Origin of the sequence: Hydrogenophaga sp. YM1, from assembly GCF_016903055.1 — a bacterium.
Lineage (GTDB): Bacteria > Pseudomonadota > Gammaproteobacteria > Burkholderiales > Burkholderiaceae_C > Hydrogenophaga > Hydrogenophaga borbori.
The window spans coordinates 458,660-483,067 of the sequence record NZ_CP070223.1; the positions used below are offsets into that span (position 1 = coordinate 458,660).

19 protein-coding genes are annotated in these 24,408 nt (G+C 59.7%); 11 read left to right on the top strand and 8 right to left on the bottom strand.

The window, feature by feature from the left end:
• The first annotated feature begins 3 nt into the window (after nucleotides 1-3).
• The 11 genes from JNX00_RS02310 to JNX00_RS02360 all read left to right on the top strand — a co-directional run bounded on the left by JNX00_RS02310 (nucleotide 4) and on the right by JNX00_RS02360 (nucleotide 8,449).
• Nucleotides 4-1,074 (top strand): hypothetical protein, encoded by a 1,071-nt coding sequence (locus tag JNX00_RS02310; RefSeq protein WP_204743966.1) that lies wholly within the window; start codon nucleotides 4-6, stop codon nucleotides 1,072-1,074.
• Nucleotides 1,071-2,654 carry a hypothetical protein gene (locus tag JNX00_RS02315; protein ID WP_204743967.1) on the top strand — a complete coding sequence of 528 codons (1,584 nt, stop codon included), beginning with the start codon at nucleotides 1,071-1,073 and terminating at the stop codon, nucleotides 2,652-2,654. Before JNX00_RS02310 ends, JNX00_RS02315 begins: the two co-directional genes overlap by 4 nt.
• A gap of 5 nt (nucleotides 2,655-2,659) precedes the next feature.
• Entirely contained in the window at nucleotides 2,660-3,448 is a 789-nt protein-coding gene (locus JNX00_RS02320; RefSeq protein WP_204743968.1) for a DUF2163 domain-containing protein, read from the top strand.
• A gap of 18 nt (nucleotides 3,449-3,466) precedes the next feature.
• Entirely contained in the window at nucleotides 3,467-3,694 is a 228-nt protein-coding gene (locus JNX00_RS02325) for a hypothetical protein (protein ID WP_009521704.1), read from the top strand.
• Nucleotides 3,691-3,906 carry a hypothetical protein gene (locus JNX00_RS02330; RefSeq protein ID WP_204743969.1) on the top strand — a complete coding sequence of 72 codons (216 nt, stop codon included), beginning with the start codon at nucleotides 3,691-3,693 and terminating at the stop codon, nucleotides 3,904-3,906. Before JNX00_RS02325 ends, JNX00_RS02330 begins: the two co-directional genes overlap by 4 nt.
• Nucleotides 3,906-6,179: a phage tail protein gene (locus JNX00_RS02335; RefSeq protein ID WP_204743970.1), complete on the top strand. Its 2,274-nt coding sequence runs from the start codon at nucleotides 3,906-3,908 to the stop codon at nucleotides 6,177-6,179. Before JNX00_RS02330 ends, JNX00_RS02335 begins: the two co-directional genes overlap by 1 nt.
• Entirely contained in the window at nucleotides 6,179-6,775 is a 597-nt protein-coding gene (locus JNX00_RS02340) for a hypothetical protein (RefSeq protein ID WP_204743971.1), read from the top strand. The genes JNX00_RS02335 and JNX00_RS02340 overlap by 1 nt, the downstream gene beginning before the upstream one ends.
• Nucleotides 6,776-6,778: 3 nt before the next feature.
• Entirely contained in the window at nucleotides 6,779-7,129 is a 351-nt protein-coding gene (locus JNX00_RS02345; protein WP_204743972.1) for a DUF2793 domain-containing protein, read from the top strand.
• Nucleotides 7,130-7,206: 77 nt separating this feature from the next.
• Nucleotides 7,207-7,512, top strand: coding sequence for a DUF6127 family protein (locus tag JNX00_RS02350; protein WP_020200523.1), 306 nt, complete (start codon nucleotides 7,207-7,209; stop codon nucleotides 7,510-7,512).
• Nucleotides 7,509-7,985 (top strand): hypothetical protein, encoded by a 477-nt coding sequence (locus tag JNX00_RS02355; protein WP_204743973.1) that lies wholly within the window; start codon nucleotides 7,509-7,511, stop codon nucleotides 7,983-7,985. The genes JNX00_RS02350 and JNX00_RS02355 overlap by 4 nt, the downstream gene beginning before the upstream one ends.
• A complete protein-coding gene (locus tag JNX00_RS02360; RefSeq protein WP_204743974.1) occupies nucleotides 7,982-8,449 on the top strand; it encodes a lysozyme in 468 nt (155 codons plus the stop codon). Before JNX00_RS02355 ends, JNX00_RS02360 begins: the two co-directional genes overlap by 4 nt.
• Nucleotides 8,450-8,456: 7 nt before the next feature.
• On the opposite strand, the gene JNX00_RS02365 is transcribed toward JNX00_RS02360, so the two are convergent.
• The 8 genes from JNX00_RS02365 to JNX00_RS02400 all read right to left on the bottom strand — a co-directional run bounded on the left by JNX00_RS02365 (nucleotide 8,457) and on the right by JNX00_RS02400 (nucleotide 24,398).
• Entirely contained in the window at nucleotides 8,457-9,218 is a 762-nt protein-coding gene (locus tag JNX00_RS02365; protein ID WP_204743975.1) for a hypothetical protein, read from the bottom strand.
• 18 nt (nucleotides 9,219-9,236) lie between these two features.
• Complete coding sequence (locus JNX00_RS02370; protein WP_239478239.1) at nucleotides 9,237-11,111, bottom strand: DUF262 domain-containing protein; 1,875 nt, start codon at nucleotides 11,109-11,111, stop codon at nucleotides 9,237-9,239.
• A 12-nt stretch (nucleotides 11,112-11,123) separates the two neighbouring features.
• Nucleotides 11,124-12,167: a hypothetical protein gene (locus JNX00_RS02375; RefSeq protein WP_204743976.1), complete on the bottom strand. Its 1,044-nt coding sequence runs from the start codon at nucleotides 12,165-12,167 to the stop codon at nucleotides 11,124-11,126.
• A gap of 64 nt (nucleotides 12,168-12,231) precedes the next feature.
• Nucleotides 12,232-12,954: a hypothetical protein gene (locus JNX00_RS02380; protein ID WP_204743977.1), complete on the bottom strand. Its 723-nt coding sequence runs from the start codon at nucleotides 12,952-12,954 to the stop codon at nucleotides 12,232-12,234.
• The gene (pglZ, locus tag JNX00_RS02385; RefSeq protein ID WP_204743978.1) at nucleotides 12,951-14,972 is read right to left on the bottom strand and encodes a BREX-3 system phosphatase PglZ; all 2,022 of its coding nucleotides are present in this window, start codon (nucleotides 14,970-14,972) and stop codon (nucleotides 12,951-12,953) included. The genes JNX00_RS02380 and pglZ overlap by 4 nt, the downstream gene beginning before the upstream one ends.
• Nucleotides 14,969-17,812, bottom strand: a complete 2,844-nt coding sequence (locus JNX00_RS02390) for a helicase-related protein (RefSeq protein WP_204743979.1) — start codon at nucleotides 17,810-17,812, stop codon at nucleotides 14,969-14,971. Before JNX00_RS02390 ends, pglZ begins: the two co-directional genes overlap by 4 nt.
• 2 nt (nucleotides 17,813-17,814) lie before the next feature.
• Nucleotides 17,815-20,646: a DNA methyltransferase gene (locus JNX00_RS02395; protein ID WP_239478240.1), complete on the bottom strand. Its 2,832-nt coding sequence runs from the start codon at nucleotides 20,644-20,646 to the stop codon at nucleotides 17,815-17,817.
• Nucleotides 20,646-24,398 carry a DUF6079 family protein gene (locus JNX00_RS02400; RefSeq protein ID WP_239478241.1) on the bottom strand — a complete coding sequence of 1,251 codons (3,753 nt, stop codon included), beginning with the start codon at nucleotides 24,396-24,398 and terminating at the stop codon, nucleotides 20,646-20,648. The genes JNX00_RS02395 and JNX00_RS02400 overlap by 1 nt, the downstream gene beginning before the upstream one ends.
• Nucleotides 24,399-24,408: the final 10 nt, after the last annotated feature.

Genomic DNA, 24,408 nt, shown 5'->3' on the forward strand with positions numbered 1-24,408 from the left:
CCAATGGCACTTCTGTTCATCGACGGTTTCGATCACTACGACCCGCAGGCCGTGGACAGCTTTGGCGATCCGTGGCTCGCACGTGGCAAGGCGGCGTATCTGTCACCGCAGGCCACCCGGATCAATGGCCGTCGTCCGTCCTCCTATGCCCTGCGTTTGCCGGAAGGTTCGGGTGGCGGCTATGTCAAGAACCTCGACGCCACCAAGACCAGCCTGATCGTCGGGGCAGCCGTTCGCGTGGTGCCGTACCAGAACACCTACACCGAGCCGCTGCTGCTGGGCGTGCGCGATGCCAACTCGCAGGTCGCGCATCTCGTGAAAATCGGCGAGGACGGTCGGCTCAAGCTCTACCGCTGGCAATACGGCTATGACCAGTTGATCTCTGTCTCAGTCGCCAGCGCTCCGGCGCGCGGCTGGCACTACATCGAGTTGCAGGTCACGCAGGGCACCAGCAACGGCATTCTGTCCGTGCGCATCAACGGCATCCTGGCCATCCAGATGACAGCGCAGAACACCATCCAGGGCGGTGGCCAACTGCTCACGGCATTCGTGGGTGCAGTGCCTGGCCAAAACTGCCCGCTCACCATCGACGTCGACGACTTCTACATCGCCGATACCAGCGGCACGATCAACAACACCTTTCTCGGTGATGTGCGCGTCGATGCCTTGCAGGCACAGGCCGATGGCAGCCTGAACCAGTGGACCGTCAGTCCGGTCGCGAATTTAGGTAACTTGGCCGCATGGGAAGCCGTGAGCGACGAGGACGAAGCTACGGCGATCAATGCGCCGAACGTGGGGTTGCGCCAGTCCTTCGATGTCGAGCCGCTGCCGGTGATGGCCACGCCCGCCATCTACGGCGTGCAATTGACCATGCTGGCGCGCAAGACCGATGCCGGTCTGGGCAAGCTCAAAGGCCTCGTGGTCAGTGGTGCGCAAAGCGCCGTCAGCACCGACATCATTCTGCAGGAGCAACTGGCCTGGCAGAGCACGCTGTTTGAGCGTAATCCGAACGGCAACGTGCAGTGGACGGAGGCCGCCTTCAATACCGCTGAGTTCGGCGTGGAGTCGGCATGACGGATCGCGTCGTCGTTCAAGACCTCGCGGAGGTTTCCAGCAAACCAACGCCGGGAAGCGAACTGCCCGCTTTCCAGAGTGAAGTGCTCTCGCGTGCCACTTTTGGGGCGACCGCAGCCAGCTTCACGCCGGAAACAGCTGTCGCTCCGCTGCCTCCCAATCTGGCGGCCAGCATGCTGGCGGAATCCTTGGCGGGCCCCTGGCCACCCATCGATGCACCGACCTTTCTGGTCGAAGTGTTGCGCCGTGATACGGCCTCAAGCGCCATCGTCGCCACCGGTATGGATGCCTTCGGCGACCAGCCTTGGCCGGATGCGCAACGCGGCGTGTTTGCCTTCCGTCATGATTGGATGGAGCCCCTTGTGGAACGGCTGGAGTGGCAGACCAGCGTCACACGGCTGGCCAGTGGCAACGAATCCCGTCAAGCACGCCGACGTGTTCCTCGGCGCTGGCTCACCTACAAGGTGGGCAGCGCCCGACAGACCGATGCCCTGGTGGCCGACTGGCTGGCCGATCATCTCGGTCAAATGGCGCTGTGGCCGCTGCCGCAGTACGCGGTGCACCTGACCGAGTCCTGCGAACGTGGCGCACTGGCACTCAATGTGACCGAAGCTGACGGGCGCCGGTTCGGGCCACTCTCGGCCAATGTGCATCTGACCTACGACGGGGTGCAGGGCTGGCAGGAAACTGAGAACAATGGCCGCTGGATTTTGATCATCGCCGCCGATGGCTGGCAGATCGCCCAACTCAGCGATGTGGAAAGCGATCTGCTGTGGCTGACGGAGCCCTTGGCACGCGCCGCAGCCGTGGGCAGCACCATCATGCCCTTGGTGTGGGGCAAGACCATCGATCCGGCGGATCTCACGCAGTGGGTACCCGGTATGGTCGGCGGCAACATTCCCACTCAGATCCAGCCTGCGCCATTGCCCGACCAGGATGTCCTCGATGACCCGTGGCTCGACGAGATCCCGGTCTGGCCAGATGGCAACTGGCGTGACGATCCGACGGCTGCCGCGCAAGCCACGATCACCCGCCAAGACTTCTCGCCTGCAGATCCATGGGTGCGCCGGGACGATCCGTGGGCGACGACAACTTTGCAGCGGCGCTATCTGGCCAGCTCACTCGATGAAATCGAGATCTGGCGGGCGCGGTTGTGGCGCACCCAAGGCCGTCTGGAAGCCTTCTGGCTGCCCGATGGCTTGGCTCCGATCCTGTGGGTGACCGTCGAAGCCGATCCCGAAGATGGCTTCCTGCGCGTGGATGGCAAAGACATCTCCGCGCGAGTTTCAGAATTTTGGCATCGCCCCGCCGCCTGCTTGATCGTGCACCCAGACGGCTATCGGCAGTACGCCCTGACGGCGACCTGCCATCTGGATCAAGGCGGTGTGCTGGTGCTGCGCTCGGGTCTCGACGACTGGGTGCCCGCAGGCAGCCGCGTCATTCGCCTCGTGCGCTGCCGCCTCGACCACGATGCCATCGATCTGTACTGGCACAGCCCGACGCTGCTGGAGATCACCTTGACCGCGCGCCAGTTGCCCGAACCACGCGGAAATGACCGTCAAACCTACGAGGGAGAGTAAGCACGATGAGCCAGAACCCATTGCTGGAAGTCGAGCTATACGCCTTCGCCAGCAACAGCGCGCAGTTCTATCTAACGCCGCACGAATTCGATGTTGATCTGGATGGCAACCTCTACAAGAGCCTGGCCTTGGAACGCAACGAACTGGCGCTGGGTGCTGAAGCTGCGAAGGCTGGCTTGGATCTGAAACTGCCGCCGAACTGTGATTTGGTGCGCCACCTGCTCGCCAACTCGCTGACCGGCGACACCACCTCGATCACCCTGCGCATCGGACGGCGCGATACCTGGGGCGACTACTGGTGGATCTCCGGCACGCGCTGGATGGGCCGGGTGCTGGGCGTCGAAGTCGCTGACGATGTGGCTCGCATTCGCTGCGAGTCCGCGCAGGTCAGTCTCAAGCGCATCGGGTTGCGGCGGCTCTACAGCCGCAAGTGTTCCCACGTGCTGTATTCGGCTGCCTGTGGTGCCTCACCGATTTCTGCCAGCGCCTTGGTGAGCAACAGCAATGGCCGTAACGTCGATCTCGACGGTGGCACGCCCGGCAGCGTCAGTGGTGGCTTGGCCGGTGGCTGGCTGCAAACCGCGGAAGGTGCGCGCCACATGATCGTCAATGACTACGGTGGTGGCGTCGAGTTGCTCTATCCGGTGGCCATTGAAGTCGGCACAGAGGTGCTGCTGACGGTCGGCTGCGATCACAGCACGGCCACGTGCGAGTCGCGCTTCGGCAACCTCGACAACTACGGCGGCTTTCCCGCCATCCCGAGCAAAAACCCGTTCTCGACGGGCGTGTTCTGAACCCCTGGAGAAATCGCCATGTGGTACCTCGTCGTCATCGTGGTGGCGGCGCTGGTTTCGGTCGCGCTCGCACCGAAACCGCCCGAACCCAAACCGGCATCCTTATCTGACGTCGATGCCCCCACCGCAGAAGAAGGCCGACCGATCCCGGTCGTGTTCGGCACAGTGCTGCTGCGCGGCTCCAACGTCGTCTGGTATGGCGATCTCGAAGCCGATCCGATCAAGAAGAAAGGTGGCAAGAAATGACCACGCAGACCGTCATCACCATCGATCACGTGCGCGCCGTGGGCCTGTGCGCGAACGGCACGCGTACGTGGTTTGCGCGTCACGACCTGGATTTCCGCGCTTTCCTGCGGGAAGGCTGTGACGCCGACACCTTGCTGGCCACCGGCGATGCAATGGCCCAACGTGTGGTCGAGCACGCCCGCAATCAATCCAGCCAGCGGGAGCAAGGCTGATGGGTGGCAGCAGCAAATCGCAAACCGTTGGCTACCGCTACCGGATGGGGCTGCATCTGGCCTTGTGCCAAGGTCCCGTCGATGCCGTGCAGGAAATCCAGATGGGAGACCGTACCGCGTGGGGGGATGCCGACCGTGCGCCGCTGTCCAGCGGGCATGGGCTGAGCAGCCTCTCGATCAACAAGCCCACTCTTTTTGGCGGCGACGAGCGCGAAGGCGGCGTGGTCGGCACCATCGATGTGCTTTCTGGTCATGCCGGACAAGGACGCAACGACTACCTGATGAGCCGCCTCGGCGGTTCCATTCCGGCATTTCGGGGCGTGCTGTCCTTGGTGGCACGCAAGATCCTGTTCGCGGCCAACAACCCCTACATCAAACCGTGGGCAGTGCGCGTCCGGCGCTTCACAGCGGGTTGGTTCGATGCGCCGTGGATGGAATGGAATGCCGAAGTCCGCACCTGGGATGAGGACGAAGGCCGGGAAATCAGCGTCGGCATGAACCCGGCGCACATCCTGGTGCAGTGCCTCACCGATCCGCATTGGGGTATGGGCTATCCGCAGAGCACCATCGGCTGGAGCTTCTGGAACGCGGCATGGGCTTTGTCGAGTGAGGGCTTCGGCCTCAATCTGATCTGGACACGGCAGCAGCCCATCGAGAGCTTCATCGGCCAGGTCATCGACCACATTGGCGGCATCCTCTACACCGACCCGGAGCAAGGCACGTTTGAGCTCAAGCTGCTGCGCGACGACTATTGGATCGACAGCCTGCCGCAGTTGGGGCCTGACGAAATCGTGCGGTTGGAACGCTTCGAGCGCGCCCAGTGGGGCGAGTTGCCCAACGAGTTAACGGTGGTCTACACCGACTGGCAGACCGGCGGTGATGCTGCCGTTACGGTCGAGAACCTGGCCGCCATCCAGTTGCAAGGCGGCGTGATCAATCAGCGCCGCGACTACCCTGGCGTCAACTACGGGCCGCTGGCTGCCCGGCTGGCCTTGCGTGACCTGCGCGCCTTGGGTTCGCCCTTGGCCCGGATGAGTCTGACGGTGGCACGCGACACGCTGGAGCGTGCGCCGCTGCCGGGTGATGTATTTCTGCTGAACTGGCCGCGCTTGGGTGTGGATCAGATGGTGGTGCGCGTCACCGGCATCGACACCGGCACCTTGGGCGCGGCCGAGTGGCGCATCGAAGCCATGGAGGATGTGTTCGGGATGAGCAACACCGTGCTGTCGCCCCCGCCACCGCACGTCGAGGAGCCGACCATCGAACCTTTGCCGCCCGCCTTGGCGCTGGCCGTCGAGGTGCCGTATTGGGAACTGGCCCGGCGCTTGTCGCGCGCAGATCTGGCCTACCTGACCGATACGGACACCTATCTCGGTGCGCTGGCTGCCGCCGGTGGCACTGGGCAACTGAATTGGCAACTGGCTACCGGCGCGTCGGGCGGAGACCTCACTGCCGTGGTGGGCGAAGACTACGCACCACTGCTGACGCTCGATGTGGCTTTGCCTGCCAGCGAGTTCGATGCCATCGGTGTGCCGGTGACGGCCATCAGCCAGCCGGAGAGACTGGCCGTGGGCGACTACGCCTATCTGGTGGCTGCCAATGGGGCAATTGCAGAGGCCCTTGCCGTCCTGGCCTTCGATGCTGCCAACGCGACCATCGATCTCGCACGCGGCGTGCTCGACACCACACCCCAAGCACATGCCTCGGGGACTCAACTGATCGGTGTTGGTGAATGGCTGGCCTCGGAAGGTGCCGAACGCGCCCCGGGCGAGTCGGTGTTCGTGGGCGCGATTCCTCGCACATCTACCGATCAGGGCGATCCTGTGCTGGCCGCCAATGGGCAGCCGATGGTGCTGACCGGTCGGCAGGCTTTGCCGTATCCACCCGGTCGTATCCGCCTCAATGGCCAGACTGAGCCTGCCGTTGTGGCCGGTGATCTCAACGTCGCGTGGGCACATCGCGACCGCACTCAGCAGACAGCCTACCTCGTGCAGCAAGACGAAGGCGATATCGGGCCAGAACTGGGCGTGACCTACACGGTGCAAATCCGCAATCGCAACAACGTGCTGGTTCGCACTGAGACGGGGCTGCTCGGCTCCGCCTACATCTGGACGGCAGCAGTGGCCGCGCTGGATGCCGGTGCGCTGGGCGACCGCATCACAGTCGAAATCAGTGCCGAACGCGATGGTTTGAGCAGCTGGCAGCCGCAGGTGCGAGTCCTGGATCGCGCGGGCTACGGCCTGCGCTGGGGAAAGTATTGGGGAGGTGTGTGATGGAAGCACGCATTGATGTTCATCTGCTCACCCTGAACGAGCCTGCGGAATGGCGGGATGCCTGCATCGCCAGCCTCGAGGACGCACCGATCCAGTTGCACGTTTTGCCCGGCATTCCGGGCCGTATTGGTGAGGCACGCGCGGCAGGCTACGCACAAGGCACGCTGCCGCTGGTGTCCTTTGTCGATCCCGACGACTTGTACGAAGCCAGTGCCTTCACACAACTGGCTGATGCGCTGGATGCCTGCCCGCAGGCCGTGATGGCCTACACCGACGAAGCGCTGACCGACGAAGACGGCCAGGACATCGCGGTACGGCGTCTGGCCTACAGCCGTTGGCAACACGCCAACAGCGCCAGCCACGTGCACGGCCTGATCGTGATGCGACGCTCCGTCGTCGAAGCCGTGCTCAAGGAAACCACCGACCTCAACAACTTCGCCGACTGGCTGCTGACCCTGCTCGTAGCCAAGCGCGGCGGCGTGCTCTACCTGCCCATCGTTGGGCGTCATTGGCGACAGCACCCGCAGCAAAGCCACCGAACCGGCGATCCGGAAGCTGTCCGGCGTATTCGCCAAGCATCGAATCTCTGGAGATAAACCATGTCATCGACCGACCCGAACCTTGGACTCAACTACGGCTGGACGCTCGGCGAAAGCGGCTGGGACACCGGCATGGACGCCAACCTCAAGCGCCTCGGCGCGGTGGTCGGCCTGTCCGTGAAAGACCGCGACCTGACCACACCACCGGCCAGCCCCGCCAACGGCGACCGCTACCTCATTCCTGCCGCTGCCACGGGCGTGTGGGCAGGCAAAACCAACCAGATCGCGGTGCGCATTGCCGATGCCTGGGAGTACCACTCGCCCAAGATCGGCTGGCTTTGCTACATCGAGGACGAGGCCAAGCTCTCGGCCTACAAGTCCACCGGCTGGAGCGCAGGCCTCGCCATCTGATTTCCCATCTTCGTACCCACCCGAAGCCCGCCCAGATGTTCACGCACTGGGCGGGTTTCGCATTTCTGGAGACTGCTATGACCGAACCCGAACAACAACAGCCCGCGCTCGTCGAGAACATGCTTCTTCTGCGCCGCGAGGACTTCGACGAACTGCTGGACCGTGCCGCTGAACGCGGAGCCGAGCGTGTCCTGACCCACCTTGGCCTGGAAAACGGCCACGCCGCCCGCGACATCCGTGAACTGCGCGACCTGCTGGAAGCCTGGCGCGATGCCCGTCGCACGGCGTGGCAGACCACCGTCAAGGTCATCACCACCGGCATCCTGGCCGCTCTGCTGGTCGGTGCCGCCATCAAGCTCAAACTGATGGGGGGCCCGCAATGATCGAGACCTTGCTCGGTGGTCTCCTCGGAGGGGCCTTCCGTCTCGCACCTGAAATCCTCAAATGGCTCGACCGTAAAGGCGAGCGTGGCCACGAACTCGCGATGCAGGACAAGGCGCTGGAGTTCGAGAAGCTGCGTGGCGCGCAGCGAATGTCGGAAATCGGCGCGGGTGCCGATGCCGCGTGGAACGTCGGAGCCATTGAGACCCTGCGCGAAGCCGTTCGGACTCAGGGCGAGAAAACCGGGGTTCGCTGGGCCGACGCCTTGTCGATCAGCGTGCGCCCCGTGATCACCTACTGGTTCATGGCCCTTTACTGCGCCGCCAAGACGGCGGCATTCGCAGCAGCCGTGACTGCAGGCGCTGATTGGAGCACAGCCATCGTGCACGCATGGACGGAAGCAGATCAGGCTCTGTGGGCCGGGGTGCTCAACTTCTGGTTCCTCGGGCGGGTGTTCGACCGGGTGCGGCCGTGATCGAGGTACCGAAGGCGGCCATCGAATTGGCCAAGCGCTTTGAGGGATTCGAGCGCAAGGTGAAGCGCGGAGTCGAGATCGCTGCCGTTCCCTATATCTGCCCAGCGGGGTTCTGGACGATTGGGTACGGTCATCTCTGCGATCCCAAGCACCTGCCGATCACGGAGGCAGAGGCTGAGGTCTATCTGGCGCGCGATCTGCAGACTGCACTGGCGGCGACGCTGCGCTTCTGCCCAGTGCTGGCCACTGAGCCGGAGGGGCGGCTAGCGGCCATTGTCGACTTCACGTTCAACCTTGGCGCGGGGCGGCTGCAGACATCAACGTTGCGTCGGCGCGTCAATCAGCGTGACTGGGCTGCTGCTTGCCAGGAGCTGCGCCGGTGGGTCTATGGGGGCGGGAAGGTGCTGCCGGGGCTCGTTACTCGGCGCGAGGCTGAAGCCGCTTGGCTGCTTCGCTGCTCCTGATGTCCAATCAGCGTCCTGCAAGCACTCGATCCGCCGACTCGCCAGCTGCGACGAAGCTTCTCAGAATGTTTCCACCAGATTCACCGACCAACAAATATGCCAGCCTGTACTGATCCTCCGATGTGGCCAGCGTCTCCAGCCTGCGGACTTGATCCTGAAGCTTGACCACGTCCTCGCCAAGCCAGCTCATGATGCGGCGAATTCGATCGTCGATATTTGAGCTTTCCTTCAATTCGTCGAGCTCGTGGATGACATCGTGTTTGGTTCCGATCCAGTCCGCGCAGAGAGACTCAATTGAAGCGCGCACATCAACAGGCAACTCGACCGACGGAAGTTCTTTTTGTACGTAGGCGGCGTTGCTCATCAGGCTCATTGCGCACGCGTATGCTGCCGAGCAGAACGCCTCAAGTGTGCCGCTCGTCAGTTTCCCGGACTGAGGATGGTCGGGCGACTTGGCTCGTAAATATTCCTGACTAAATGGCTTCCACTCATCCTCGGTGAATAGGCGGGAGACGTACTCACGGGCCGAGCCTGGCTCCCATTGGTACTTTTCCGAGAACAGGTCAAGGAATCCGAGCAGGTGAAAGAAAGCTCGGTTACTGATATCCCAATGGAGCTGCTCGCCGATGTAGTCCCCGTTTAACCCTTTGTATTCGTCCAGTCCCCTACGCAGGCCAAGGCAAAACTCTTCGATGACTCGCTTGACCACCGCCGGTTCTTCTCCGGAGTTGGCTGCAATCTGTTGAATGAATGAGTGGTCCTTGCTCACAATTAGTCACCTTCCTCATCAGACATCAATAGGCGTCGTCTTCCAGACATCCTGCGCCAAGGCGATGAGCATGGTGTGCCGCTTTTCGATGGCTGCCGCATTCCACGAGGGGAATGCCTCCAGCTTCGCGTTGATCCGCGAGATGGACGTGTTGTGTCCAACGTCGGTCAGCGCTACCAAGCTGCGGGTCAGGTAGTTGCCGCTCTTGCTGTATTCGGCCTGCTTGTCCGTGTAAAAGTCATTGCCAGCGACGATGTTGATGGGTTTCTCCAGCAAGGTCAGGTTGCCCAGCCGGTTCTTGTAGTCGTCGTAGACCATCCCTGGATTGTCCGTGGTCCACTTGGCTCGCAGATCATCCTCCGGCTTGTTGGGCAGGATGTGCTCTATCTCCAGATTGGTGAACGGCTCCAGACTGCCCGGCACCTTCAGACCGCTGAAGGCCATCTCGACGTGCTGGGTCAGCCGAGCCAGCAGGTAACGTGTCCTGTACTGCTGCATCGAATACAAAGTGAAGCGTTTGAGGGCATCCGCCAGTTCCTGTGACTTGCCCGCCATGTTCTTCTCAAAGCGCTCGGCAACGAAGGCGTTCAGCTGAACCTTCTGTTTCACCGGGTCAGTCGTCTCTGCAATCGCACGCAGTTCGTCCGCCCATTGCGAAAAGCTGCGTTCCAGATCCTTGGTCGGCGTCTTGGTGAAGATGTAATAGAAGAGAAAGCTCTCGAGCTGCGCCACGAAGTGATCAAACAGCGGCTTCGGAAAGTTCGCCGCTGCGAGCAGCAAGACGTAGTGCAAGCTGAAAGCCCCACCGGCCAGCCGCTTGAGGCTGTCCATTGCCAGGCTCGGTTTGCCGTCATTTCCCAGACCGTTGGCAAAAGCCAGGTAGTGCTCGACGTTGCGTATCACTTTGCGTACGAACTCGAAAGGCTTGTTCGCGTAGTCACACAAGGCAGCGTTGTCCTTGGCCACGAACCAGTCATAAATTTCATCCTCCCGCACCACCGAGTCACCGCGCTCATTTTTTATGACGTAGTTGGCCATCAGAAAATATCGCAAGAAGCGCAGCGGTTTTTCCTTTTCCTTCTCCAGTGGCTTGGTGATCTTCTTCCACTCGTCCTTGAGCTGGGTGAACTGCGTTTGCTTGACCTGCGTGAACAGCAGGTTTTTCAGCAAATCCATCGGATTCAGGCCCACGCCGCGCTCGTTGATGGTCTCGAAAATCTTCAGTGCGCTGCTGACGTCAGTGGAGATTTGAATGAACACCACGTTGTTGGCCAGATAGCCCCAGTATTTCTTCAGCTTGGCGACATCGTCGTAGTTGTCCTTCAGGTAGCGATACAGCGTGCTGTAGGCATTGACCAGGTTTTCCAGAGACCCGAAGCTGGCAATGCCTGAGGCCTGAATGCCCGTGCGCACGGCCTGTGGGTCTGCATCCAGCTCCACCAGTTTGGCCATCACTTCGCCAGCGTTCTCGTAACGCGGCTCCAACTTTAGGTTGATACGAACCTCGCCATCACTGTCCACGTAGCTGGTCGAGATCAGGCCGGAGATCATTTGTCTTTGCGGCTCGCCATGGAACAGATGCTTGAGCGCACATAGCAGTAGAAAGAATGTGGTCAGACGTTGCTGGCCGTCAATGACCTCGTAATGGTTTTTCTGGTCGGTTGGAGACACCAGTACTGTGCCAATGAAATACTCCCGCGTCGTACCCACATCAATCTGCTCGCCGATGTCCTCCAGCAGCTGATGCACCTCCTTATCAGTCCACACGTACTCGCGCTGGTAGTCAGGGACGATATAGAAGCATTCCCTGAACGCCTCCTCAATGCTGTATTTGTGGTTTTCTATGCGGGCCATATTTCCTTCCTCTTCATTCTTGTCTATCGTGCCGACCAATTAATCGGGCTTTCACTTTGATGCCTTAGCTTTATCAGTGGCACGTTGTGAGGCTTCCAGATCGGCGATACGCACTCCCTGAGACTTCACTTGTTCCAAAAGCGATTGATTTTCTCGTTCAAGAGCGGAGCGTTGCTGATTTCCCTGTTCGATGGCGGCCAATACTTTCGCCTGCCACTGATCACCGGCGGTGTTGTTGTCACGGTCCTGGAAGTATGAGAAGCCAGCAAGAATTGCTGCGACCAGGGCCAAGACTGCCGATGACGCGACAGACCACAGCGCAATTGTGATTTGCGTGCGCGTCGACTGATCAGTTTTCTGGTCGCGCGCTTCCATCTGCTCCATCATGGTCGTCGCTGCGTCCACCAAATCTTTGAGGGCTTTGGCGGACTCGGCGGTCATTTGACCAGTGAGACGCGTCAATTCCATTTCTTCAGCACGCTCTTCCGCTCGCTCGCGTGCTTGCTCAGCCATCAAATTGTTCACCCTATTGAAGTGATCAGTGTGGATGGGATGGATTTCCAGAGTCGATTCGCGCGACGGTTTAGTGAGCTTTTCGAATGCGCTCAAAGTTGAGCCCAACGCAGAAGTGCTTTTTCGCACCTGATCGAATAGGCTACTACTGGAGCCAAGCATCTTCTCGCGAAGACGCTTCGATGCCTGTAACTGCTGTTCGACTTCATACTGAATCAGCCGAATCAGGTAAGCCGAGCCCGCTTCACCTTTCTCTCTGGACGGCGGCTTTTCATCCTGGCCATCTTCCCTGACTGTCTGCCACTCAGAAGATTGCACGTATGCTTCGGCTAACTGCTCGACTTCATCTTCCGAAAGCGTCTTCGCAATCTCAGGATCGAGAGGAATACGCTCCGGAGCCTCATCCGATTCCACGTTCAGACTGGCAATACTGCTGAGGAAGTTCCTGAGCTGAGTGAGAGCATCCCCAGGCTCCAGGTTTCCAAAATCGGTCATATCCCGTACCCGCAGCGGGTACAGGTAGATGCGGCCGACCGACGTGTCAACCTCGCCGACAGGCTTCAAGCGAAGCAGCAACTTCAACGATTTCTTCTTTGGCTCATCGCCAGGATTTGGATTCGCCTCTGTCATTGTCCAAGTACCTTGCTCATATTGCGCTGCGCAGAGCCACGAACTGGTTATTCGGCCCCTCAGACCGGATGTCGAGGTGTGGGCAATTCGACACCAAGTAGGCCAAGGGCCTCATCAAGCTGAACGGGAAGAGGACCGGCAACGATTGCAGGCTATTCACCGAGACGGGCTTGCCGACGTAGCGCACAGCCGCCTCGATCAGCCAAACGGTGAGTTCGTCACTGTGGATGGGCGTCGGTGCAAGGCGGATGACGCGCTTGCCTTTCTCGACGCGCTCAACTGCGCCCCAGCTTGCTTGTGTCTGGATGACCATATTGGTCATGCGGCGCGTACCTTCGCGTTCGCCATAGATCTCGCTCATACGGCGATGCACTTCAGCAGCAGCGCAGTCGTCCTGGATGGCTGACAAGCGACCGACCAACTCGGCCACTTTCCCGAAAAACGGGTAGCAGGCCACGGCCACACCCCAACATAGCGCTGGAATTGGCGTGTCTGGCTGGCTTTTGTAGAGGGCCGCCGCCCGGTCGGCGAAATCCACCAACTCGGCGCGTGGCTCCAGCCAGAGCCTGTTCAAGACGGTTCGTGTTTTCTTCTTGGCTTCCACGCCAAGCTCGGCAGCGTCGAGCAGTCCATTCAGATCATCTAGCCCAGCTGTACCCGCACGAACCCGCAGTGCCGCAGCTGCCCAATCAAGCTGAATGAACCGATCGAACCCGATTTGAGGGGCTGATGTATTCATTCGTTTCCAATCACATATTTAACTTTCACAAACGGCACGATCAGCTCTTCAACCGAGATGCCACCGTGGACGACCACCTGCTCGCCATCGGGAACAAAAGCCGTTCGGCCACCTGCGAATAGGGGCATATAGCCCGCCGGTAGTCCAGCGATGTCCAACTGCACTGAGTTGGTATTCGCCGCTGCAGATTTCGCCAACAAAGATTCACTGCGATACACGCGCACCCGTTCGCCACGGGCTTCTGGAACATCGCCTTCGGACGGACGTCCCATGCCAACGGCTTCAACGTTGCCGTGATCCGCTGTCAGATAGATGTGAAAGCCCCTGTCCAGCAGCAGCGCAAACAAACGATCGACGAAGCCGGTTTTCAGCCAGTTCGCGATCCACAGGGCCACATCTTGTTTGGATCGCTCCTTGTGTAGCCGGTCATCCACCTCGTCGACGACCAAGCCGACCACCTTGGGCCTACGATCGTCCAACGTCGCTTGCAAGGCATCCAGTTGTTCAACCTGCCGCAAAGATCGTTGGTAGAAGATCTCGCCCGGTTTGATGCCTTGCTCCTGCCAATAGGCCTTCCACAAGTACTCTTCTTTGTTGGTATGGCCGATCGACTCTTCGAATTCGCGCGGTTTGCGGCCAGAGAACATGGCCTGTCGTGACACCGACGTCACAGTGGGGAGCCACGCGAAGGAAGTACCCTCATCGAACGCAAAGCGCTTCGTTGCCTCGACCAAGCGCTCCCGAATCTGCACCCACTGATCCAAGGCCAGACCGTCAAAAACCAATAGAGCGATCTTGTCGGCTCCGATCGCTTTCCGCCGAGAACTCAAGTAGTCGGGGATGCGATGCACCATCACTGGCCCGTTGTGGAACGACAGCGTGCTCAGATCCGCATAGTGCTTGTCCGCCACCCAAGCCTGTATCTGGTCGTCAGACCGTTCCTGCAGTGTCTTCACGAGCGCATGAACGTCCTCCATGGCTTCCGCGCCATGGGTATTTCCCAGATCGTGCACGCGCGCGAGGATTTCGCCGTACTGCTTGGCGAATTCGCTCCAGGCTTTGTGTGTGGCTGTCGCGATCGGGATCGCCTCAATCAGCTTGGCAATCCCTTTCTTCACGAAAGCGTTACGTGCCTGCGGGTCCTGAACAATCCCGGCCTTGATCCAGCCTGGTGCGCCTGCTGGCACAAGCTCAACAGCCAGCGGGTGCAAGGAGCCATTCAAGAACATCGAATCAACGATGGACTGCACATCGGAGTGCGCAAAGGGAATGTCGACCTCGGCCACGTAATCGGGTGGCGGTGGTTCGCCAATGCGCGAGCCTTCCATGCCCAGATTCGCCAAGTAGCGATGCCATGCATCTTGGACCACTCGCAACAACGCACTCTTCGAGGACAGCCACGTCGCCACAGGAAGGCCTGTGAGCAGCCCCTTGCTCTGGATGATGCTGGCAGCGTGCTCGGCGAAGACCAGGGGCAGCGCGCGATTGGCAAAGTGCATGCGCAACACATCACGCCAGAAATCGCTCTCCGTGCGGATGCTGGAGCGGGGTGCCAGCTGGTAGATCCGCTCCAAGATGAAATCTTTAGACTCGTTTTCACCGCGCACACCTTGCAACTCGCTGTCATGCGCCTCCAGCAAGGCGGCGAAGTGCTCAGGCTCAAGCTGCTTGACCACGTTGTAGGCCAAGCGTGGAAACAACTGCGCCAAGCCCAGACTCACGACACGCCCATAGTGCCCAATGTCCCAAGGCAGTTCATTGTGGTCTGCGCCGCGCCAGTGCACGACCACAGCAGGTGTCGAGCCCGGTTCGCCACGATCCCATGCCGTGCGATAACGCTCTTCAAACTCGGCGCGAAACACGAACGGGTCTTCGTACAGCATGACCTCGAAGCCACGACTGCGTAGCTCGGCCAGCAAACGTTCGTCCAGCAAGACGTCGTCCGGATCGCAGGCCACCCACAGCCGATCGAGATCAGCGGTAAAGCGGCTGAGAATTCGTTCAATCCACTGGCTCATGTACTTTGTGTCTCCCTCACGCTCTCACCGGGTTGAACCTCGGCGGAGACGCGCACCATCATGACCGCATTCAGATCCGGCACGCTGGCCGCAGCTTCGGCCAACGCAGCCAATCTGGCGTCGTGTTCTTGTTGCAGGCGTTTGCGGCGATGCTCGCGCACAGCAGGCAGTCCGATGCGGCCGATCGCCTGTTGCCTTGCTTCAAAGGCATAGTCAGCACGCTCCCGCTCTTCTTGTAGTCGGGTCCGATGCGCATCCAGCAACTCGGTAAAGATCCGTTCCCCTTGGGCTTTTGCCGCCGTCAGTGCTGCGCCAAACCACTTCACCGCATCTTTTGTGCCGCTAACCCCATGCACAACCACTGTTTCAGTCAGCAGCAAATCCCACACGCGTTTGGCCGTTGGCACAAAGGCGCGTCCCTCTTCGTTGGTGAAAACGGGCAAGTAGCGTTTGCGGTTCAAGCCTTCTGCGGACAGGCTGATCTCCCACAGTGACCAGACGCCACTCACAGAGTCAGGCAGGCCCGTTACCCGAATCACTGGCAGGGGTTGGCCCGCCACAAAGCGGGGTAATTCGCTGATCACTGCGCGGGCGCGCGGGTCTTCCAGCGTCACCCACTCGATCTCTGGGTTCTCATCAGCGGTGCGCGCGTCAAAGCACACCTGCGCGGCTTCGCTGCCATCCGCCCACGTCACATGCCACGCCTTGCCCACTTTGGTCGCCGCGCCGCCGCGTGCGGCCAAGCCCGAGGTGATGGCGCGCTCCAGCCAAAACTGCGCGGGGTGGTCGCGCCACTTGCGGGCATCGTCCGCCTCAAGCGCGTGTGCGTCCGACAACAACTCACTGCTCTTTTTCGACTCGGCCAAGGTCTCGCGCAACTGCGAAACCACCGCATCGCATTCCTGCTCGATCGAAGCCGGGTTCTGCAAGCCGTGCACGAACAGTTCTTCGAACATGGGCTCTGCTTCCGCAGAGTCCATAACATCAGAAGCCTTGTCCACACCGAACTGCTGGGCGATCACTTCCAGCTTTTCTTCCAGCACCTGGCGAACCCGGTGCTCCACTGTGCCTTCCAGTACAAAGTTGATGGCGCGCACCACATGCCGCTGACCAATACGGTCGACACGGCCAATGCGCTGCTCAATGCGCATCGGGTTCCACGGCATATCGAAGTTGATGATGATGTGGCAGAACTGCAGGTTCAAACCTTCGCCGCCAGCGTCCGTGGAGATCAGCACGCGCACATCCTGTGAGAACGCCTTTTGTGCCTTGGTGCGGGCATCCAGATCCATGCCGCCGTTGAGGGTGGCCACCGAGAAACCACGGCTCTCCAGGTAATTGGCCAGCATCGCCTGGGTTGGCACAAACTCCGTGAAGATCAAGACCTTCAGTGCCGGGTCGTTTTCTTCCTGCTGCAGCTTGTAGATCAGCTCCAGCAAGGCTTCTGCCTTGGCATCGGTGCCCGAAGCCTCGGTCTCGCGGGCCAGGTCGAGCAGCGTTTCCACCTCAGACTTTTCCAGCTCCCAGCCAGTAGCCTGCATGGCCAAGTCCACTTGCGACTGGCCGTCCAGATCGGCCCAGTCTTCCTCGCTGGTGTTTTCGAACAACGAGGGTTGAGCCTGCGGCTCCTCCAGCAGCGCCATGCGCTTTTCGAGTGTGGTGCGTATGGCAGCCGTGCTGGACGTCACCAAGCGCTGCATCAGAATCATTAGGAACCCGATGTGGCGCTGCTTGGCGACCATTGCCTGGTTGTAGCCGTGGCGCACGTAGTCGGTCACGGCCTCATATAAGCGCTGCTGTGAGTTGTGCCGCGCCTGCCAAGCCACCGCTTGCAACCGCGTGACACGCGGTTTGAACAGGGGCTGGCCATCGGCATTGATCGATAAGCGCTTTTCTGTGCGAATCACAAACGGACGCACGCGATCGCGATTCACGCTGCTCTCGTCCGGGAAGGCTTCGCGATCCAGCAGCTGCATCAAACGCAGGAACTGGTCGGTCTTGCCCTGATGCGGGGTGGCTGACAACAGCAGAAGATAGGGCGACGCCTCGGCCAGCGCTGCGCCCAGCTTGTAGCGCGCCACCTGTTCGGTGCTGCCACCCATGCGGTGGGCTTCATCGATGATGACCAGATCCCAGGAGGCCGAGATCAGATCTTCAAAGCGCTCGCGGTTGTAGTTGTTGAGTTGCTCCAGACTCCAGCCGCGCCGACTCTCCATCGGCTTGACCGAATCGAGAGAGCAGATCACCTGGTCGTGCATGCGCCACAGGTTGTCTTCGTCCCCCTGGTTGCCACTGCGCCATTGGCGAAATGCCGCTAACTCAGAAGGCTCGATGAACTGCAGATGCTCACCGAAGTGCAAACGCATTTCAGCCTGCCACTGGCGCACCAGCCCTTTGGGCGCGACCACCAGCACGCGCTTTACCCGGCCCCGCAGCTTCAATTCGCGTAGCACCAGCCCGGCTTCGATGGTCTTGCCCAAGCCCACCTCGTCAGCAAACAAATAGCGAATGCGGTCGCGGCTGATGGCGCGATTCAATGCGTACAACTGGTGCGGTAGCGGCACCACGCTGGACTGGATGGGCGCGAGCAACAGGTTGTCTTCCAGCGCATCCAGCAGCTTGGCCGCCGCCGTGGTGTGGAGGATTTCCTCCACCGTGGGGCGGACGCTTTCCAGTGGCGCAAGGTCTGCGGCACGCGCCCGCACCACCGCGTCTTTGGCTGGCAGCCAAACGCGGTAGGTACTCTCGCCCCACACCTCTTGTCGATCGATGACGCGGCACGACGCAGCCTGCCGCGTCAGCCAGCACCAATCGCCAACATTGAAGCCGCCGCCCGCCACGCTCAGAGCCCGTCCTCGGTACGGGTCAATGCCATGTCATACAGGGTGAGCAGCTTTTCGTCTTCCTGCAGCGTTTCCTCTGGCAGTTTGTTGGCGATGTTGATGATGGTCTGGTATTCCTTGGCTGCCCACGCCGCTCGGAAACCAGCACGCAGCACCTCCAGACGCGACTCCTTGATCTTGCGTCCGGAAAAGGTCTTGTAGGTTTCGAACTCTTTGAGCAACGCTTTCTCGCGCTTCTTCTCCAAGTCTTGCGCCTTGTTCGGATCTGGCACGTACCAGCGGTCCTTGGCCTTAGCAACCAGGGCAGGGTCGTCTTTGTCGAGGCCACGCTGATCTTTATGGTTGGAGGACAGATAGCTGTGGATCTGGCTGGGCACTTCACCGGTGCCGTCGTACTTCAAGAAGTTGTCTTCGAGCAGCTGATCGAGTTCCGGAATGATCTCGCCCTTGCGCTTAGCTGAGCCAATCTGCGGGATGTATTCCGGGTGAATTTCCGACCGAATCGAGGGGCGCTTGAGCAGGAAGTTGGTTAGCCAATCGATAGCACTGCGCTCATCGGAGACAAACAGTTCCGCCTGTTTGACTTGCGGAATACGCGACCGAGCTTTTTCGTATTCAACCAGTTGTTCAGGCAGGAACACCATGCCATCCATTTCACGGAAACGAACAGGCAACTCAGCAAGAAATTCAGGCGTCGAAATCGGCACCATCGCGCCGTGACGGATGAACCAGGACGCCATGCGGTCATAGATTCGACGTGGATCGCGCTCCACGATGCTCATTAGCTCTGGGAAATCGCCCTTGGTCACCTTCACCGCAGGCAGCTGCTTCAAATGCGTCTGCACAAAATCCCAGGCTGAATCCACGGTCGGACCATCACGATTGAATCGGTCCTCCAAGCCTCCATTTGGCTTGTATGCGGAGATCACCAAGTCCTGTTTGACTGCTGTAGCGGAAGTGACCTGGCGGTAGCTGCCTTGAACTTTGTCGAGTGCGGTCACCTCGGCGACCACAAATCCAGCCTGCTGCAGTGCCACCTGGATGGCATTCCACACGGAAGCCTTGCTGTTGGAGAAGACGACGGTCATCCAACGACCAGGCTTCAAGACACGGTAGTACTCGGTGAAGCAACGCTGCATCAGATGCTGATACTCGGGGAGCCCCTTCTTCTTAAAGCGATCGACGATTGCCTCGGGCCGTGCATCAGTGGTCACACGATGCCAAGACTCCACCAAGAAGTTTAGATCCGCGTAGTAGATGTTTTCGCCGAAAGGTGGATCGGTAAATATGTAGTCGATCGATCCAGATGCCAATGGCAGACAAGCCACGGAACCGGTAGTGATGCCTGCGCCTGCTTGACGTGCGCCGAAGGCTTGGAATGTCTTCGCGAGTCTCCCGAGTTTTCCTTCAAGGATGTACCACGGGCTGCATTCTGCGTGCTGTGAGGCAACGTAATAAACGCCCGTCATGTACTGATTGACCTGAGAAAACCCTGTTGGCCTGTACCTATTCAGCAGGGAAGCCGTCCAAAGCGCCTGTTCAACGAAAAACAGGAGCATCTCCCTGACTCGCGCATCAGGTTGAGATGACGCTTTACTCCACAGCGCCGCCATCGCGTGGAGAGCACGTGGCAGAAAGAAATGATGAATATGCGTGATGCCGGAGTAGTCCATCCGCGCGCGCTCATGCGTCATGTGCATCGGCGGAATTTCCATTTTTGGCACATCAGCTGGCAACGCCATCGCACTGATCCGATTGAGCACCTGAAGGTCAGTCTCGTCAGGTGATTTTTGGTGCCGACTGCCTTCGACCGAATAAATGATTAGCGACGGTTGCCGCTTAGGTGTTTGAAGGGTTCTTCCTGTCGCGGAATCGACCGTTGACGCAAACAGTCTCTCCATTTTTTGCTTCGTGAGCTCTGCGCCACAGTGTGGACAAGGGAAAGAGTCCTTGACCCGCTTACTATCCTCATCAAGCGCCTCATCAATGAAATTGACTTCGCCGGCACACTCTGGGCAGCTATATATCTGGCTCCAGACGGTGTATTCGATACGTCCTTTTGTCTTGCCATCCTTGTGAAGTGTTTCGTACATCCAGCCGAGTTCCTGCTCAACTTCGTTGAGCAGCTTCTTTCCTTCCTTGGCAAATGTCTCGACATCAAACGGCAAGTTGTAATTGGCCGCAATGAAGGTGGCGGCTGGCGATAGGTCGTTGAGGATGACGCGACGCGCTCCCCACTTTGGCGCGGCTTTGCCTTGCTTCTTCCATTCTGTTTCCAGTTCATGTCGATAGGCTGAGGGCGCCGCTCCGCACCACTGAGCCGCAACACCGGTCATGCCTGAGCCACCAAAGCCATCGAGCACGATGTCGCCCGGCTCGGTGTAATGCAGAATGGACGGCACGATTGCAAGGTGAGGCACCTTGGTGTGATAGGAGTGCGCTTTGTAGAGCGGGTCAGTCTTGCCGACCGAGACGTCGATCGTCTGCGGCTCGCGGCTGTACTTCACGCTCGGGTCATATGGCTTTCCGTGGTGCCGCACGAAGTCTTCGAGGAAAGGGTTCGGGCAGGCGGTGTAGTACGGTGGATCTGACATTGCCAGAATGGCTTCATCCGTACCCTGCGGGAAGCCTTCGATCTTGCGGAACGCCGGATCTTTCAGCTTCTCGGCCAGCAGCTTCAAAAAATGCTCTCGGCGCGCATGCTCGCTAGCAAACGTCTGGCCAAGGCACTCTACTGGCCCATTTGCGCCGGTGCGCTGACCATGCAGTAAATCGTTCATCAACTCATTCCTCAAATTCTTCAGTTCATCGCCATGCGATCGGAGGTTCATCACTCGATGATGAAGCGCAGTTTTTCTGGATCTTCCTTGCCCTTGCAGCGCTCTTTCAGGAAGGCCTCAAAACGCTCGCGCACATCCTTGATCGTGGCCGGTGAACCACCCAGCAGCAGCGCCTGCTTGATCTCGTCGGCCTTGACCACCACTTTCTCCAGGCCGACCAGCGCCATCTGTACGGCGTTGGCAAACTCGCTGGTGACCGGGTCTGGCAGCGTGCGTGACGACAGGAAGGCGTTGATCAGCTTCTTGCTGGCGTCTGGCAGTAGGCCGAGGCTTTCCTGCGTGAAGGGGTCTTCTAGGTTTTCCAGTAGGGTTTGCTGCCAGTTGGCGACGAGTTGGTCTAGATCGTCATCCAGCTTGTGCAGCGCTTTGGCGGCAGGGATGCTCAGCTCCAACTGTTCGGCAGAGGGGCGGTACTGGCAGTGCGGGCACACGGCGACCGTGTTGAGGGTGGGCTCGTCCAGCGCGGAGCAGCTCTTGAGGCCATTGAGCGCCTCTTCAAACGTAGTGAGCTGGCTGACGTTCATCATCTCCACACCGGCCAGGACACGCAGGCCTTGCAGACGCGGGTCGTTGCGCAGGGTGTTGCGGCTCTTTTCTTCCGACACGCCGAGCCGCGCCTTGGTGTGGCTGGCGATGTAGGCCTTTTTGTAGTCTTCCTTGAGCAAGTTGAGCGTTTGGCGGTACTCGCTGGCGTATTCGGCTGTGCGGTCTTTGCTCAGCTTTTCTTGCATCGCCTTGCGCGCGGCTTCGGCCTGCTTGACCCATTCGTGCCCGGCAGGCAGCACCATTTCGGCCTGGGACAAGTAGGCTGCTGTGCTGCCCAGCTCCACCACCAGATCGAGCATGCGCTCAACGGCGGCAAGGATTTCCAGATTCTTCTTCTGCGCTTCGATGTCCTCTTGGGTGACGCGCAGATTCTTCAGTTTGCCGACGGTGTTGTACGGCGATAGGTCTTCGGTGAACTTCTTGAGCGAATCCAGCCGGGCATGCCAGTCTTTGGCTTCTTCTTCACGCAGCAGGTTCTGGCCCCAAAAGCCAAGCTTGCCTTGTTGCAGGTCGGAACCCGCCTTGAGCACCCGTGGCGTCATGGCGCTGATGCGGTCTTGCAGCTCGCGCACTGCCTCAGGGTCGCCCTGCGTTGCCTTTTGCGCCCAGCCGGAAGCCAAGCCAAAGAACTCGAACAAGGCCTTCAGGACGGCGACATTGATTTCCTTGGGCGCTTCGATGTGTTTGAACTGCTTGAGGTCCTCAAGCGAGCGTTCAGCCAGTTGCACCAGCTTGCCGGAATCGATCTTGTCGCCGGTGATGGACAGCACCAAGTCACCGGAGTACACCAAGCCGCTCAACACCGTGACCAGCAGGTCGGGTTCCAAGCGGTATTTGATGGGCGCAAAGTATTCGACATCCGCATTGCCCGAGAGAAGTTCGCTGCGGTTGAGTACCTGGCCGTGGCCTTTTTCCTTCAAGCGCTTCAGCACTTCTTGGGCATAGCGGGAGTTAGCTGGCTCGATGCGATCGCCGTCCAGCAATTCCAGTGCATCCAGAACGGCAATGGCATCTTTAGTGCGGTTGCCACCGGCCAGGGCGCGCAGTGCGTTGCCGACCAGTTGCTTGCGGTTGCCTTCGGTGAACAGAACCGAGAACGTGGGGTACTCCGGGGCCAGATCGACAAAGTGCTGGCTCAGGGCCAGACCGGATGTGATGTTGACCACGTCGCGGAAGTTGATGCGCTCATCAGGCCCAAGGCGCGCACGGTCACGCAGGGAGATGCCTTTGGACCAGTCTTGCAGGGTCTTGGTTTTGCCCTGGTAGGTCACTTCGAAGGCAGTCATCTGCTTTTCCTGTAGCCATTTGCCCATGGCTTTGAGGAAGTCCTGGGCCTTGGACATGTAGATGGCCTTGGCTCCGCCACTGGCGGTGGAAGCCAGTTCCAGCGCCGCAGCGTAGGAGGACAGATGGCGCTTGATGTCTTCGTCCAGGCCTTTCAGGCGGAAGAAGACTTCATCGGCCAGGTTGTTGTCCGTGAACTTGCGCTTCTCGAACGGCGGGATGAAGTAGATGTAGAAGTCCCGCTCGGGCTGGGCCGTGGGGCGGTCGTTCGGTGCGCCAAAGAACAGGTAGCCGATGCGATCGGCACGGCGTTCCTGCCATTCGATCTGGTACTGCCAGATCTGGAAACCCGAGACGTAGCTCGGGTCGTTCGGGTTTTCTCGAACCAATTGCAGCAGTGCCGCGTAATAGGCGCGGTCAAGCTGGTCATCATCGAGGCTGCCTGTGCGGTTTTCGATTTGCGCGTCGTAGTCGATGTCTTTCTTCAGGTCGAGGTAGTACTGCTCGGTGTCAGCAGCCTTGGAAATGAACTGGCCGTTGACGGTTTTGAGCACTTCCCGCAGGACCGTGACGACCTTGGAGAGCAGGTTTTCCGCAGCATCACCCGGCAGATCAGCAATCGTTGGGTCGAACAAGCAAAGCGCGTCACGCAACTCTGCTGCCGTGGGGCCGATCGGCACATGGATGTCGCCGCCGGTGGTCAAGCGGTGTACGGCCAGCGCGTTGATGACGCGCAGCGCCATCCCTTTGTAGGCCGGGCGCGTGAACGACTGCTGCACGCGAGACTCCAGCACGTCGGAGACGCGCAGAACCTCCTTGATGTTGGCATCCGGACGCAGCGCGGAATTTTTCTTGATGGTTTGCCAATAGCTCTCATAGCTGATGAGATCTGGCTTGTCGGTAGGCACTTCCTGATTGAGGAGCGCCTTCATCGCAGCTTCGATGGTGGTCAGTGCGCCACGCTTTTCAGCGAAGTGGATCTGCTCAAAGGTTTTGAGATAGTCCGGGTGAACGGGGAACAGGCGGACGTACTCATCCATGCGTTCGTTCATCGAGCCGTAGAACTTGGTGAACGGCGTCAGGTACTCGCGGATCTTGTTTTGCTGATCGACGCTCTTCTTCAGCAAGCGCGCGGCGACCACAAAGCTGACGTCATTCCGATCGATCAGAATTTGCGTGAAGCGCTCGTGCACGCGGCGCATGCTGCTGGCGACGTGTTCGAAGCGGGCGCTGTCGAAAATGGCTTCCTGCACACCCGCCACAAAGCGGAATTTGAGGTGCTTGGTGACTTCGCCAATCTGGCGCAGGATGGCCAGGTCCAGTGCCAGTTCGTGGCCACGACGCGAATCGAGGTATTCAAGGAATTCGTCCACCACCAGCAGGATGCCTTGGCCCGGGTAGACGTCTTCAAACGCCCCCATCATTTCTTCAAAGGAGTGCTTGTTGTCCAGCTCCTGATCGGCAGTGGGGAACGTGTAGGAGACGCCAAGGCTGGCCAGGAACTCTTGCAGCCTGCGGGTGATGATCTGGCGCAGCGGCATTTCCAAACCGCCAACTTCGATGCGCAGCACCTTGAACTTGCCCGCGATCGAGGCAGCGGCTTCGGCCACCTTGGGATGGCGGATCATCGGCGCATACGCTGCATCCTCGGCAACCAGCGACAACACCGACATCAGGTGCGACTTACCCGTACCGTAGTTACCGACGATCAGCACACCTTTGTGGTCAACGGTGTCGTCGAAGCTGAGTTGGGGAATCATGAGCTTGGCGATCCGCTCTGCCATGTCATCGGAAATGACATAGGTGGTGACGAGCTTCTTGGCCTCATCGGGCCGCCCGGCATCGAGCAATTGAATGACCGATTCGATTTGTTCGAACTGGACCAGATCACCGTATTTCATCTTGTTAGCCATGTTTTCCTCG